Origin of the sequence: Larkinella fluvii, from assembly GCF_051857545.1 — a bacterium.
GTDB lineage: Bacteria > Bacteroidota > Bacteroidia > Cytophagales > Spirosomataceae > Larkinella.
In genome coordinates this window covers 47,959-62,117 of the sequence record NZ_JBPZHB010000015.1, presented here as the reverse complement: position 1 = coordinate 62,117, position 14,159 = coordinate 47,959, and the positions used below count along the sequence as shown (strand labels likewise).

Here is a 14,159-nt window from a genome sequence, read left to right as displayed (position 1 = left end):
CACGGTTAGCAATCTTCATTTTATTCCTTCATGATTCTTGATCTTTTCTCCCTTCAGGGCAAAACGGCGCTGGTAACCGGCGCCAAACGCGGGATTGGTAAAGCCATGGCCATTGCGCTGGCCGAAGCCGGTGCCGACATCATCGGGGTGTCGGCCACGCTCGAACCGGGTAGCGAGGTGGAAACCGCCGTAACCGCACTGGGCCGCAAGTTTTATCCGTTTCCGGTCGATTTTACGGATCGCTCCGCGCTGTATACGTTTCTCGAAACCGTCCGCGACGAGTGTCCGCCCATCGATATTCTGGTTAACAATGCCGGGAACATTCGCCGAAAACCAGCGGCCGAACATCCGGACGAATACTGGGACGAAATCATCGACATCAACCTCAATGCCCAGTTCATCATCAGCCGGGAAATCGGTCGCGAGATGCTGGCCCGGGAGGTGGACTACAACCGAAAAATCATTTTTACGGCTTCTCTGCTGACGTTTCAGGGCGGAATGACGGTGCCGGGCTATGCGGCCAGCAAAGGTGCCATTGGGTCGCTGACCAAAGCACTGGCGAATGAATGGGCGTCGAAAGGCATCAACGTCAACGCCATTGCGCCGGGCTACATCGCCACCGACAACACGGCCGCGCTCCGGGCCGATGCCGACCGCAATCCGGCCATTCTGGCGCGCATTCCCGCCGGACGCTGGGGCGAAGCCGATGACTTGCAGGGTGCCGTCGTTTATCTGGCCTCGCAGGCTTCCAACTACGTGCAGGGAACGATTCTGACCGTCGACGGCGGGTGGATGGGGCGATAGGTTGACCGAAAACCGTAAACATTCGGATCCGTTTCGCAGTTATGGAAGGAAACAACCCTCACCATGATGGACACGAACGAAAACGAAAATCAGGAAACCTTCGACCCGCAGGCCCGGGACGAATCATATTATTCTAAAAACCCGTATCAACACGGAACGTCCGATTACGGGAAACCGAGTGAGGGCGTAGGAACCGGCGAAATGGTGGTTCCGTCGGCTGATGGGGGCGAAGTTGCCCACGACATCAGTGCCGACCGGGAAGATAACCGGGGTAATTTTGAACATGAAGCCCGCCCGGACAGCCACGGATCGACACAGGAATGGGATGTAGATCCCAAGGTGATTGCTGAAAACCGGCGGGATGCGGCCCATGCGCCGGATAGCGTTGAAAGCGGTTTGCCAAGCAGCATCGAAGGGTTACCGGATAATCCGTCGGACGAAGCGCTGTTTGTCCGCAAAGGCGCTACCTACCTGGAAGAAGGCGATAAACCGTCGGAAAGCTACGACCCGCACCATATGGGGTATGGCGATGGAGACGATGATGAGAAAAAAGATAAGTCGTAAAATAAAGTTGAATCTTTGCGAAAACGGCCTGCTGATCTTAGCAGGCCGTTTTTTTTCATAATTCGGATGGCGAACGCTGCGTCAACTGACGGGCGTCTTTCGAAAAATGGGAGAAATCGGTGTAGCCGACCTCTTCAAACGGATACCGGCTTCCATAGCGTTGATACAACTGAAGCGCGTTCTTAAACCGAACAAGTTTCTGGCAATATTTGGGCGAATAGCTGAGGGTGTCGTTAAAATACCGGTGAAGTGAAGGATACGAAACGCCTAATTCGTGGCAGATCTTGCTCAAGTGCTGATCCCGGTTTTCAGTTTTTGGCTCAAATTTCTGCAAAACCGCCTGCACGATTTTTAACTTGTAATTCACTTCTACCCGCTGAATTCGCTTCAGCAACAGAGTCTCCATCAGGAGGACGCGTTCGTGAAAAACGGGAGCGGTTTGTAATTGGTCTTCCAGTTCGTCCGGGCGGATCAAAATACTGATGTCCGCATGGGTATTTTCTATTTCCTGTGTCTGGAAATGAAACAGTTTACCCAGCATTCCCGGTTTGAATTTGACGTAAAATTCGTGAACGCCAGCGGGGTAGATGGACGTGTGCAAATCCGTCAGATTTCCGAGCAACCGGGAGCCGTGTCCGGTTTTAACCGCGCCGGTTTTCTGGTTGATCGACAGCCATTTTTGCGGATTCAGGCTGATGCACAGTAAATTTGAAAGGTTCGGTAAGCCATTCAAATACAGTGGATTCGATAAGGTGGCAGGTTGGTTTACTTCAAAATAATAGTCGACAAAATCCGTCAGTGCCGGGCTGGGATAGGCCAGCCGGAAATGCGGTTCAGCTTCGTCTTCATAAATAACCCGTCCTTTGTTCATGACACCAGCCGGAACAGCAGTTCGACCCCCAGGCCGGTGATCAGAAACCGCTCTTTTTTGTTTTGTAACAATTGCTGCGTCCAGTCGACAAAACCGCCGTCGCCAATTTCGTAGTTCTGACCGCGAACCGTAATCAATACCTTGTATTGCAGTCCTTTATAATATTGGTTTTCCCGATTGGGCGTGGTTTCGGTTTCGATGATCAGGTCGGGTCGCAGTTGCAGGATATGGTCTTTTACCTGTTCCAGCAACCGTCCATCTTCGTTGCGCTGAATCAGTTTGAACCGCAGCGCATCGACCCGCAGGGTGTCGCGCAAAACGGCCGTCATCACCGAGATGTGTTCGGCCAGACTTTCGCGCTCAAACTGAAAACTGCCGGTATCGCGTCCCGACGAGACCAGACAGCCGATTTTAAAGTGTTGGGTATGTCCCGCAACGGCGACTTTGGGCGTCCGAACGTGCCGCTGAATGGTGCTGAACCGGAGTTGATCGGTGGCGAAAACCGGTTTCCATTGTCCACTTTTTTTCAAGTCGCTAACGTGCAGTGCGAGTGCGTTGGTGGCGTCGGCCAGCACTTCGGTGCCACGCAAAGCCGACAAAATTTTCTTTTGATCAGCCGTGGCCACTACAGAGCAAGACCCCAAAGGTGCCACCGGTGACAGTTCGATGGGTTTGAACTGAAACGTTTCAAATAGCTGTAAAAGCTTGGTTTCCAGCCCGCGCAAAGCCAGGAAATTGGTGTCGGCCGGTTTAACGAAGCGGTTCTTCTGGTAATTTTGCAGCAATTCCGTCGGTGCCAGTCGCCCGGTTTGCCGATTGAATACCTCCAGCAGCAGCGAATTCAGTTCCGAGGGCGTCAGTTCGTCCGCCAGAATCTGCACCAGATCCGGTCGGTTGATTCGGTTCAGGATTTTCTCGACAATGGTCATGACAGCAGCGCGGTTAATTTCTCCTCGTTGACGAGGCTATACCGGTATTCATCCACGACTTTTCCGTCCTTGTAGACAGCCGCTTTCTGAATGACATCCAGCACAAATCCATTTTTTTCCAACACCCGCATCGACGGTTTGTTATAGGCCATGATGCCCGCAAAAAGCCGGATCAGCCGGGTGGTTTCAAACGTATACTGAACGAGGTGACGAATGGCGACCGTTGCAATTCCCCGACCCCAATAGGGTTCGCCGAGCCAGTAGCCAATTTCGCCCGACAATTGATGAATGTCCGTTTGCGGAATCACGCCGGTAACCCCCGCCAGCTTTCCGTCCAGATAGATTCCTAAAACCAGGCCCATGGCTCCGTCCTGAGCGGCTTCGATGAAATACACCGCGTCGTTGAGCGAATACGGATGCGGAAAAGAATCCCGCAAATTGAGCCAGATGGCGCGGTTGTTGGCCAGTTGGGCAATGGTTTCGGCATCCCCGGCTTTCAGGCTGGCCAGTGTGATGCCATTTTTGCAGTCAAGTTCGATTCGCGTCGTCATACCTGCAAAGTTGGCAGCAATTGAAGTGAATTCAGGTGTAAAAATCTATCATCTTGTAAAAAACGCATTTTATGGAAGCTTTTTACCAAAAAAGTTGCCGCATCGGTCCCGGTTTTCTAATATTGTTGCGTTGTAGCTTTACAGCAAACCAATCGTGAACTCAAATTACATTTTTATGAAGATTACGCTCAACGCGCTGGCCCGGGTGGTCTTGTTGGCTCTGGTTTTAAACGTCGTCAATTCGTCTCAAACCGACGCATCAGGCCCCAAAAAAGGAAAATGGGTCAAACTTTTTGATGGAAAAACATTAACCGGTTGGCACAGCTACCTGAAAAAGGAAGCGTCTGACAAATGGCAGGTGGAAGATGGGGCCATTGTGTTGGCCGGCCGGGGTGGGGGTGATCTCGTAACGGACAAAGAATACGAAAACTACGAACTGGAACTGGAATGGAAGATTTCGGAAGGTGGCAACAGCGGAATCATCTACCGGGTTCACGAAGATCCGAAATACAAGAGTACGTATAACTCCGGTCCGGAAATGCAGGTGCTTGATAACGAGCGGCATAAGGACGCCAAGGCGGGTAAAAACGGAAACCGGACCTCCGGATCGCTCTACGATATGCTGCCACCCTCGGATTTTTCGGCCCAGAAAGTAGCCGGCGAATGGAATAAGGTTAAATTGGTGGTCAACAACGGAAAAGTCGAGCATTACCTGAACGGCAAGAAAGTGGTTGAATACCGCACCAGCGGCCCGGAATGGGATAAAATGGTGAGCGAAAGCAAGTTCAAAGGCTGGGAGGGTTTCAACCAGTTCAGCAAAGGCCACATCGCCCTCCAGGATCACGGCGACAAAGTATGGTATCGGAATATCCGAATCAGAGAACTCTAATTGCGAATGAGTGATTGAGCGATTGAGTGAAAGAAATGAGATTGCTCAAATTTTCACTCAATCACTTAATCACTCAATCACTCAATCAAAAACTATGAAAACTCCTTCCCGCCGTTCCGCCATCAAAACTTTGGCCGGTACTGCCCTGACCTTTTCTGTTATCGACTCCTTAGCCGCTCAAATGGAAGAAACCCGGAAAACTGCTTTCCCGGCCTTGAAAGGCCGGATCAATCACTCCGCCTGCAAATGGTGCTACGGAAAAATTCCGCTGGAGGACTTTGCCAAGGCTGCTAAGGAAATCGGCCTGACCGGCATCGATCTGCTGGGACCTAACGAATGGCCGATCGTTAAAAAGTACGGTCTGACCTGCTCGATGGCGCAGGGAGCCGGGAAGGGCATCAACGACGGTTTCAATGATCCGAAACTGCACGACGAACTGGTGGCCAGTTACGAGGCCATTTTCCCGAAACTGAAGGAAGCGGGGCTGAAAAACGTCATCTGTTTTTCGGGAAACCGACGCGGTATGGATGATCAGAAGGGGATGGAAAACTGCGCGGTGGGTCTGAAACGACTCATGAGCAGTGCCGAAAAGCACGGCGTGGTGATGGTGATGGAGTTGCTCAACAGCCGGGTCGATCACAAGGATTACATGTGTGACAAATCCGCCTGGGGTGTGGAACTGTGCAAAATGGTCGGCTCCGAAAACTTCAAGATGCTGTATGACATCTACCATATGCAGATCATGGAGGGCGATATCATCCGCACCATCCGGCGGGATCACCAGTATTTTGCTCACTACCATACCGGCGGGAATCCGGGTCGCAACGAGATCGACAACGGGCAGGAGCTGTATTACCCGGCCATTATGCAGGCCATCGTCGACACGGGCTACAAAGGCTTTGTGGCGCAGGAGTTTATTCCGAAGCGTGATCCGCTGACGTCGTTGCGGGAGAGTATTGCGATTTGTGACGTGTAGATTTAGTGTTTCGGACTAAAATCCGTGAATAAAATGATTTAGAAAGGCTTCTCTGTGACCGGGGAAGCCTTTTTGCGTCTAGGTAGGATTAGGGTACAGTATCGAAGACCGTATCCTGAAAATCCACTACCTATGAACACCGAAATGCCAGACCAGTACAGCAAGCTGCTGGGCGACATCAGCCATCAGATTTTGCAAAGCCGATACCGGGCGGCTAAGCTCGTCAATCGCGAATTATTGCTGCTTTACTATGCTGTTGGAAAACGCTTATCTGAGAAGATTGCTGCCGAGAAATGGGGCGCAAAGGTTTTAGAGCAGCTTGCGGATGATTTGCAGAAAAAACTGCCGGGGCTGCGGGGATTCTCGCATCGGAACTTAAAAAATATGCGGCAGTTTGCCGAAGAATATGTCGAGCTAATTGGGCAGATGCCGTCTGCCCAATTAGAAAATATAGAAATTAATGCCTTCTTCAGTTTAGGTTTCTCGCATCATATTCTGCTTCTAAATCGGTGCAAAGATATTCCAGAAAGGGCATTTTACATGCAAAAAGCCGTTGATAACCAATGGACGCACGAAATGCTCGATTGGCAAATCAAAGCCAAAGCATATCAGAAACGCGATCAAAAATTAAGCAGCAACTTTGCCCGGACATTACCCGAAACGTTGCGTGATACGGCACTGCAAGCCTTCAAGGACGAATATCTGCTGGATTTCATCAACGTCGAAACCGACGATGAACGAGTCGTTGAGAAAGGCATCGTACAAAATATCAAGGATTTTATACTCAAAGCGGGCAAAGGTTTTGCCTTTATCGGAAACCAGCATCGCCTTTTAGTCGATGACGAGGAGTTTTTCGTAGACCTGCTTTTTTATAACCGCCACCTAAAGTGTTTAATTGCCATTGAACTGAAGAAAGGGAAGTTCAGACCCGCTTATGCCGGACAATTAAACTTTTACCTGAACGTACTCAACGACCAGGAGCGGTTGGTCGGCGAAAACCCGGCTGTTGGCATTGTGCTCTGCTCGGCTAAAAATGATAAGACGGTTGAGTATGCTTTTCAGGCTATTCACAATCCGATGGGCGTAGCAACCTACCAACTCAGTTCGGACTTACCGGCGCATTTGCGTGATGTCTTGCCTGATCCGGAAGCTCTAAAAAAATTACTTGGCTGACACTCTCGGCATAAGCTAATAAACAAAACACCGGCTTCCCCACGCATGAGGAAGCCGGTGTTATAAAAGTAGAATTGTTGTTTACTGCGCATACGTGATAAACCGCTGCGACTGCACCGCTGGCAATGAACCAATTTCAATCTGGCGAACGATTTTCTGGTTGCCGTCGGTGATTTCCAGGTAGTAAACGCCGGTTTTCATGCCTTCAAAATCAAATTTGCGCCAGTGGCTGGCGGGTGTTTTGCTCAGGGCTTCCCGGTAAAGAACCGTGCTGTTGGCATCTTTCAACCGGATGGTCACTTTTCGGGGCTCCCGAACGGCCAGCATCACATTAATCTTCTCCTGGGTGCCCAGAAACAGGTTCACTTCAAAGGCCGACTGGCTGGCCTTTGGATCGTTGGCTGCGGCTACCTGGGCATTCGATACCGTTACGAGTAAACCGACTAAAAGGGTCATCAGTACGTGTTGTGCAATCGTTTTCATGAGTTTGTGTTGTTTCGTTTCTGTGACAAAGGTGCAGTGTTTTGGAATATTAGCAAAACGAATTATTTTTGTCGAAATCATGAAAATTATTCATCATGGAAATCCGGCATCTGCAAATGGTGAAAGAGGTGGCAACCTGCGGCAACCTCACCAAAGCCGCCGATCGGCTGTACCTGACCCAGTCGGCACTGAGCCATCAGTTGAAAGAAATTGAGGGCTTTTTTAATACCCAGTTGTTCATCCGCGACAAAAAGCAGATGCGGCTGACGGATGCCGGAACCGTAGTTTTGGAAGCTGCCGAGAAAATTCTGCGGGAAGTGGCCGAAACCAAAGCCAGAGTGAAGTGCCTGACCGACAAGGAGTCCGGTGAGGTGCGGCTCTGCACGGAATGCTACACTTCGTACCATTGGCTGTCGGGATTTCTGCGGGCCTACCGGGATATTTACCCGAAAGTGGATGTAAAAATCGACATCGAAGCGACCCACTACGCCGAGCAGCACCTGCTTGAAAACAAGATTGACGTCGCGATCCTCGAAGATTCTGAAAACCCAAAATTGACCTACACACCACTTTTTCAGGACGAATTCATGGTGATCGTAGCCCCTGACCACGAATGGGCGGGGCGCGAGTGGGTGGATCTGGACGAATTTGCCGGTCAGAATTACGTCATGTACAACATCCCGGAAGAGGAAAGCTCCAATTTTCAGATGATCTTCAAAAACTGCCGACCCCAGCGGCTCTATAAAATGACGTTGACCGAAGCCATTCTGGAAATGGTGAAAGCCGGCATGGGCGTGGCGCTGTTGCCCAACTGGATTGTCAAACCGTACCTGAAATCCGGCGAATTATCTGCCGTCTCGCTCACCCGGAAACGGTTCCTGCGGACGTGGTATGCCGCGACGCTGAAAAACAAACTACACGCCCCGTATACCGATGCGTTCATCGAGAAACTGGCGTCGTATATGAAAGAACTTGATGGTTATGCCGTTCTTTGCCCGGCCTGAAGCCAGCCGGTTTTTGCCCGATCCGGGTTATTTTATCAGACAACCGATTTCTTACTCAACCTGATTGTGTCTACTTCTACTGATTCGACTCCCTTGCCCCGACGGCTGGGATTGTGGCAAGCTACGGCCTTAAATATGATCGACATGGTCGGTATCGGCCCGTTCGTGGTGCTGCCCCTGGTTATTCACATCATCGGCGGGCCGCATTTCCTCTGGGCGTGGATTCTGGGAGCGGTTATTTCGCTGATCGACGCCCTGGTCTGGGCCGAACTGGGAGCCGCATATCCGCAGGCCGGGGGGAGTTATAATTTTCTGAAAATCGCTTACGGTGAACAACGCTGGGGCAAGATGCTGTCGTTTCTGTATGTCTGGCAAACCATGATTCAGGCCCCGCTGGTGGTGGCTTCGGGAGCCATCGGTTTCGCGCAGTATGCCTCGTATCTGATCCCGCTCGAAGGCTGGGAACGAAAAGCCGTTTCCGGGGGTGTAGTGATCCTGATTACGATGCTGTTATACCGCAAAATCGAATCCATTGGCCGCATCAGCATCTTGCTGTGGGTCTGCGTACTGGCCACACTCGGCTGGATTATCTGGGGTGGGCTGACGGGCGGACAGCAGACGGTTTCGTTCGCGTTGCCGTCGGGTGAATCCCTGTCCGGATTGTTTGGTGCTGGTCTGGGAATTGCATCCGTGAAAACGATTTATTGCTACCTGGGCTACTACAACGTGTGCCACCTGGGGGGCGAAATCCGCAATCCGTCGCGCAACATTCCGTTGAGTATGTTGATTTCGGTGGTCGGCATTGCGGTTTTGTATCTATCCATGAACTGGAGCGTCGTCAGTGTCATTCCCTGGCAGGAGGCCCAGCACAGCGAGTTTATCATCAGTGCCGTGATCGAGCGGCTTTACGGCTCGCAGGCGGGTACGATCGCGACGTTTATGGTGTTAATCGTGGCCTTTTCGTCCTTATTTGCGGTTTTGCTGGGGTATTCGCGGGTTCCCTACGCGGCTGCCGCCGACGGTCAGTTTTTCCGGATCTTCGCCAAACTGCACCCCACCCGGCATTTTCCATACGTCTCGCTGTTGTTTCTGGGTGGGCTGGGTTTCGGTTTTAGTTTGCTGTTCCGCCTGTCCGACGTCATCACGGCCATTCTGGCGATGCGGATTGTGGTGCAGTTTATCGGACAGGCCGTCGGCTTGCTGCTGTTGCACAAACGCAAGCAAACCAGCGCGTTTCCGTTCAGAATGCCGCTTTATCCGTTGCCGGTTTTACTGGCCATCGCCATCTGGACCTTCATCTTCATTTCCACCGGCTGGACGTTTATGCTGTCGGGTCTGACGGTGATTGCGCTGGGGATTATCGTCTTCCTGATTACGGCCCGCATTCGCAAGCAATGGCCGTTCGGGGCGGTGGATCAACCCGCTACGCCTTTGGGGGATCCGACGGAATCGTAATCCGCCCACGCCAGAATTCACGGCTATACACCCGCTGGAATGGCCAGTTTTTCATTTGTAAGGCAAACGGCGTGTATGCGTGAGCGTCTTTGAGCGTGCTTTCATAGTACAAATCATCGTCGGTCAATACCAGCCCTTCGTACAAATCGGTGGTTTTACGGGTCAGGTCGGCAAAGGGCAGTTCTTCCACCAGACCGGTTTTGGTGTCTTTCAGCTCATCTTTCAGCAAACGCGCACCCGGAACGCGGTCGGTTCGGCGGGGTTGCGGGGCATACGAACCGTCGGCCACGGAGAGCGCATATTCGAGGTATTGCTTCAACACTTTCGGCCCTTCGTTGGCGGTGTTTTCAACGGAAAGCTGTTGTGGATATAGGCTAGTGACTACGTAAATCCGTTCCCTAGCCCGCGTCACGGCCACATTCAGGCGGTTTTCGCCCCCTTTGGCGTTCAGACTGCCGAATTGCGCCGATAACTTTCCGCGAACATCGGGCGCGTAACCAATGGAAAAAATAATCACATCGCGCTCGTCACCCTGCACATTTTCGATGTTTTTGACGAAAGTGGGTTCGGTGGAAGTAGGGGATGCTGATGTAGATTTGGGGGCAGCGCTTGTTGATGCAGATTTAAAATCCGCATTTTTACTTACTTCGGCTTGCAACGGGGTCGCCCGACGATCCGAAACAGATGAAATTCCAGCGGGGTCGTCCGGCGATTGCAAATCTGGAACAGCCAGCGCGCCCAGCCCAGCCAGCGCGTGTTCCTCCAGCAACTCCTGAATCAACTGCTGTTGCTGGAAGTTGAACGTCACCACGCCGATGGAACGCCCCGGTAACTCGTTCGCCAGTTGATCGATCAGGGCAACCACGGCGCGGGCTTCGGTTTCGTTGGTGTTATTTTCCCAGATTCCTTTCACGTTCGAATACCGGATGGCAGGCTCCCGGCGGTTGAGCTGGTGGAAATCGGGGAGCAGGTGCAGCGAATTCTTATAAAAAAGGCGGTTTGAGAAATCAATCAGATCAATCGAGCGACTGCGGTAGTGGCCGCGCAACTGCGTTTGCGGAAAATAATGCGTGGCCAGATCGAGCAATGATTCCACTTCCAGCGCAGCGGGCGTTTCTTCGCCGGGTTCGGTTTCAAACCGGATGCGGTACAAATCGCTCGGTTGAAGCTGCTTGCTGTCGCCGGTGATGACCACCTGCCTGGCGCGGTACATCGCCGGAATGCCGTTTTCGGCAAAACACTGCGACGCTTCATCGAAAATCACCAGATCGAAAAGCCCCGGTTTCATCGGAAAAATGGCCGAAACCGATTCCGGCGATGCCATCCAGCACGGAACCAGTTGAAAAACTTCATCCGAGTGCTGCTCCATCAGTTTCCGAACCGGCCAGATGTTGCGTTTTTTGGTCACCTGATGGCTCAATTCCCGGTACGTAACGAGGTTGTTCAGGCGGTTGAAAGCCAGATTCTGGTAGGCCTTTTCACGAAGTTTAACCAGCAAAATCTGGCGGCTCAGCGTCTGCTTTTTCCGGACACTCTCCTGCAAAGCGGTTTCTAACTGGCTGATTTTTAAAGAAGAAACACCACGAAGAATGGGGTAGATACCTTCAAGATGTTCAATCCAGGCCAGGTGCAGACTATTTAAAAAGAGCCTAACCGTTCCCGTATCGCCCAGCCGTTGCACAATTTCCCGTTCCGCAACCGTGAAGTTTTCGGTCAGACGATCGGTTTCAATCAGCAGGTCGATGTCTTGTTCGAGGGTGCGAATCAGCGCATCGGTTTGGGCCGGTTCCTGCCATAATCTTTGGATTTGCGATTCGCTCAAAAACAATTGCCACCGGCTGCGTTGAGCCGCCACACCACGACCGGTTTCCAGCAATTGCGCTACGGTTTTTGAAAAAACACCGACGGTTTCCAGCCGGGATTCGGGCAGGGCATTCAACCAGGAAATGGCGTTCAGTCGCCGGATCGCTTCGAGCGCCTGGCGGGCCAGACGAACGGTCAGAACGGCATTTTCGGCGGTAACGTCCTGATCGACATTCTTTTCGATTTGCTGACGAAGGATCTCAAAACGGATTCGACGCTGTACTTTTTCGAGCAAAACCGGCAGCGTTTCGTCGGAAAGGGCCAAGCCGTTGGCGGCTGCGAGTTGCTGTAACCCGGTTTTGTCCTTGCTGAACCAGCCCCAAACTGTACGTCCGACGAACGACGAATGGCTTTGAATCGCTTCCTGCAACCGCTGGGCCATGTTGGGCAGGTCGGTCACCGGGAGGCTTTTTTCGATGCCGGTTCCGCTCAGGCAGTCTGTTAACTCGGTTTCCAGTCGTTCCAGTCCCTCCGGTTCTATCCGGAACAGCGGATGGCCGGGCTGTTGTTGCAATCGCCGAACCCACTGCCAGCGTGGGGCCGAAGGGTCGGCATTCAGCAAGGTCAGCAAGGCGGTGGTTTCCCATTCGTCCTCCTGCACGGTTTCCCAGTCGGCGAGCGAAAAAGTGTGATGGGCGAGCGTTTGCGCCTGTTCGGTTACGGTTTTAACGAAAACTGGGAACTCTCTCAGCAGTTTTTTGAGTGCCGGGAGCTGGCCAAACGAGAAGGGAGCGAAGGAAATCCGGTTGGCCCACGGATGATGGGGACCCAGCCGGGTTAGGTAAGCGCCGTATTCCCGGAGTTTTTCTACAAAACCAGCCACCGAATCGGGCCGAAACTGGGTATACACATCGGCAAGTGGAATGGTTTCGGCAGTGGGATCGCTGCTCAGGTACAACTGTTTGACGGAAATTCCCGCTTCTGTTTCGTCGAATAGGGCTTCTTTGAAGGCTTGTAATTCGGCCAATGTTTGATCGATCCGGCGGCTTTCCTGATCGAAATTGCGTTCGAGCAAAATCGCATCCAGGCCGTAATTCTGTTTGCGGTATTCTTCCACCCGCTCAATCTGACCGGCGATCTGGTCGTAAAGTGCCTTGCGGTCGTTCTTGAAATCGTGAATCAGGGCCGAAAAGGGCTGCATACCGACCTGACGCAGTCGTTCATAGACCACGTCCAAAGCCGCCCGTTTCTGACAAACCAGCAAAACCCGCTTGCCCTGTGCGGCAAAATCGGCCATCAAATTTCCAATCAACTGCGACTTGCCGGTTCCCGGAGGGCCCTGCACCACCATCGACTCCCCGGCTTTGATGCGCCGGATGGCCTCCTCCTGCGACGCGTCGAGGGCCAGGGGCGTGTGCAGGGTTTCTTCCCGGACGGAAACCGGTTTCTGAGACGTATTGAAATCGGGGAGCAAACCGGCCATCGACGCTTCGGAGGGCGGCTCCGGCAGCTCGTCCGTTTGCAGAAACTGCACGGCTTCGCCTTCCAGCAACACCTCATAATCCGGGACCAGATACGAACCCGCCTGCGGAAAAATGCCCAGCACGGCTTCGGGATACAGCTTTAATTCGCCGTTGCGCTCCAGTTTATCCAGATCGGTTTTCTTGACCGGATCGAACCACTGGAGTTGATCCGTAAAAAGATTCTGATTGAAATTGATTTCCAGTGGACTGGCTTTCAGCCACTCGTAGAGCTGGGTGCGAAAAACCGTAGCGTCTTTGTCGTACTCATCCAGCGTATGTTCCAAAACCGCATCGGGCAGAATGAACTGGTTGTAGTAGGCATAGGCCATCAGAAAACTGCGGTTGAGCATGATGGACTCATCCGCCCGGCGAACGAGCATCCATTTATTGCCCTGGGATTCGAGGTGAACCGGAAAGAAAACCAGCGGCCCGTGAATCACCGTTCCGTCGGCCAGCTTGCCGCGCACAAAGGGATATCCCACGTACAAATCTTCCGAACCGCGTTCTTCTTCGATGAACCGGTCGGTCCGGGCAATTTTTCGGAGTTTTTTACTGACCTCATTGCCTTTTTCCAGCCGGCTGTCCATCACATCGCAGAGCGGGATGGCCGGACGACGCGCGATTAACTGGCGGACGAGATCGAACGACGGTTTGTTGTCCAGAAAATCAAGCTCGTGCAGATCCAGAAACTGCTCGGCGGGCAGGCTGGTCAGCAGCAGCGACCGGTTGCGGCTGCTGAGGTTGGTCAGGCGTTTGAGGTAAGCTTTAAGAACCGTCGGGGATAGCATACGTACCCACGGATTTGAATCCGTGTTTTGTCCGGGAAACTGTCAAAAAATAGGGCGCGAATGAAAACGCCAACGAAGAGTGAATGCACCTGATCGTGCAAAAAAAACGAAGCACCTTTCTCCCCGCTGCCCCCACAAAACTACCCAAAAAGCCGTAAAAACACAGGGGCCTCAAAAGGGTTGCCCGGCTTGAATGATCAGGGTTGAGGTTCGCCCTGATTCGTCAGGTATTCTCCGGTGCTTCATTGTGGTAAAATCGTACATCAAATGGCTATAAATGTATACTAAAACAATAAAATATTAGTATAATATTGCAATATAGTTATATAAGTAGCATTTGTTATCA

The 14,159-nt window shown here is 52.2% G+C and carries 12 protein-coding genes; 7 read left to right on the top strand and 5 right to left on the bottom strand.

All coding sequences use genetic code 11. The annotated features are described in order from the left end of the window. Positions 1-30 precede the first annotated feature (30 nt). Together ACS5NO_RS30005 and ACS5NO_RS30000 are read left to right on the top strand one after the other, a co-directional pair. Positions 31-804, top strand: coding sequence for an SDR family oxidoreductase (locus ACS5NO_RS30005; protein WP_305036507.1), 774 nt, complete (start codon positions 31-33; stop codon positions 802-804). Between the two features lie 66 nt (positions 805-870). Next, on the top strand, positions 871-1,368 hold the full coding sequence (locus tag ACS5NO_RS30000; RefSeq protein ID WP_439418546.1) for a hypothetical protein: 498 nt from the start codon (positions 871-873) through the stop codon (positions 1,366-1,368). Positions 1,369-1,423: 55 nt separating this feature from the next. Here ACS5NO_RS30000 and ACS5NO_RS29995 read toward each other — a convergent pair whose 3' ends face one another. The 3 genes from ACS5NO_RS29995 to ACS5NO_RS29985 are packed head-to-tail and all read right to left on the bottom strand — an operon-like array spanning position 1,424 to position 3,719. Next, positions 1,424-2,239 carry an AraC family transcriptional regulator gene (locus tag ACS5NO_RS29995; protein WP_439418545.1) on the bottom strand — a complete coding sequence of 272 codons (816 nt, stop codon included), beginning with the start codon at positions 2,237-2,239 and terminating at the stop codon, positions 1,424-1,426. Further along, a complete protein-coding gene (locus tag ACS5NO_RS29990; RefSeq protein WP_439418544.1) occupies positions 2,236-3,168 on the bottom strand; it encodes a hypothetical protein in 933 nt (310 codons plus the stop codon). Before ACS5NO_RS29990 ends, ACS5NO_RS29995 begins: the two co-directional genes overlap by 4 nt. Continuing rightward, positions 3,165-3,719, bottom strand: coding sequence for a GNAT family N-acetyltransferase (locus ACS5NO_RS29985; RefSeq protein ID WP_439418543.1), 555 nt, complete (start codon positions 3,717-3,719; stop codon positions 3,165-3,167). The genes ACS5NO_RS29990 and ACS5NO_RS29985 overlap by 4 nt, the downstream gene beginning before the upstream one ends. Positions 3,720-3,894: 175 nt before the next feature. On the opposite strand from ACS5NO_RS29985, the gene ACS5NO_RS29980 reads away from it, so the two are divergent. The 3 genes from ACS5NO_RS29980 (at position 3,895) to ACS5NO_RS29970 (ending at position 6,757) form a co-directional block, all read left to right on the top strand. After that, positions 3,895-4,608, top strand: coding sequence for a 3-keto-disaccharide hydrolase (locus ACS5NO_RS29980; protein WP_439418542.1), 714 nt, complete (start codon positions 3,895-3,897; stop codon positions 4,606-4,608). A gap of 94 nt (positions 4,609-4,702) precedes the next feature. After that, the gene (locus tag ACS5NO_RS29975; protein WP_150878876.1) at positions 4,703-5,584 is read left to right on the top strand and encodes a hydroxypyruvate isomerase family protein; all 882 of its coding nucleotides are present in this window, start codon (positions 4,703-4,705) and stop codon (positions 5,582-5,584) included. 132 nt (positions 5,585-5,716) lie between these two features. Then, positions 5,717-6,757, top strand: coding sequence for a PDDEXK nuclease domain-containing protein (locus ACS5NO_RS29970; protein ID WP_439418541.1), 1,041 nt, complete (start codon positions 5,717-5,719; stop codon positions 6,755-6,757). Positions 6,758-6,838: 81 nt separating this feature from the next. Here the strand turns inward: ACS5NO_RS29970 and ACS5NO_RS29965 are convergent, their stop codons facing one another. Beyond that, the gene (locus ACS5NO_RS29965) at positions 6,839-7,240 is read right to left on the bottom strand and encodes a T9SS type A sorting domain-containing protein (RefSeq protein WP_439418540.1); all 402 of its coding nucleotides are present in this window, start codon (positions 7,238-7,240) and stop codon (positions 6,839-6,841) included. 95 nt (positions 7,241-7,335) lie between these two features. Here ACS5NO_RS29965 and ACS5NO_RS29960 point away from each other — a divergent pair, with 95 nt between their 5' ends. Together ACS5NO_RS29960 and ACS5NO_RS29955 are read left to right on the top strand one after the other, a co-directional pair. Then, positions 7,336-8,244, top strand: coding sequence for a LysR family transcriptional regulator (locus ACS5NO_RS29960; RefSeq protein ID WP_439418539.1), 909 nt, complete (start codon positions 7,336-7,338; stop codon positions 8,242-8,244). 135 nt (positions 8,245-8,379) lie between these two features. Next, a complete protein-coding gene (locus ACS5NO_RS29955; RefSeq protein WP_439418599.1) occupies positions 8,380-9,699 on the top strand; it encodes an APC family permease in 1,320 nt (439 codons plus the stop codon). Here the strand turns inward: ACS5NO_RS29955 and ACS5NO_RS29950 are convergent. Then, a complete protein-coding gene (locus ACS5NO_RS29950; protein WP_439418538.1) occupies positions 9,668-13,813 on the bottom strand; it encodes an AAA domain-containing protein in 4,146 nt (1,381 codons plus the stop codon). The two genes, ACS5NO_RS29955 and ACS5NO_RS29950, sit on opposite strands and share 32 nt — an antisense overlap. Positions 13,814-14,159: the final 346 nt, after the last annotated feature.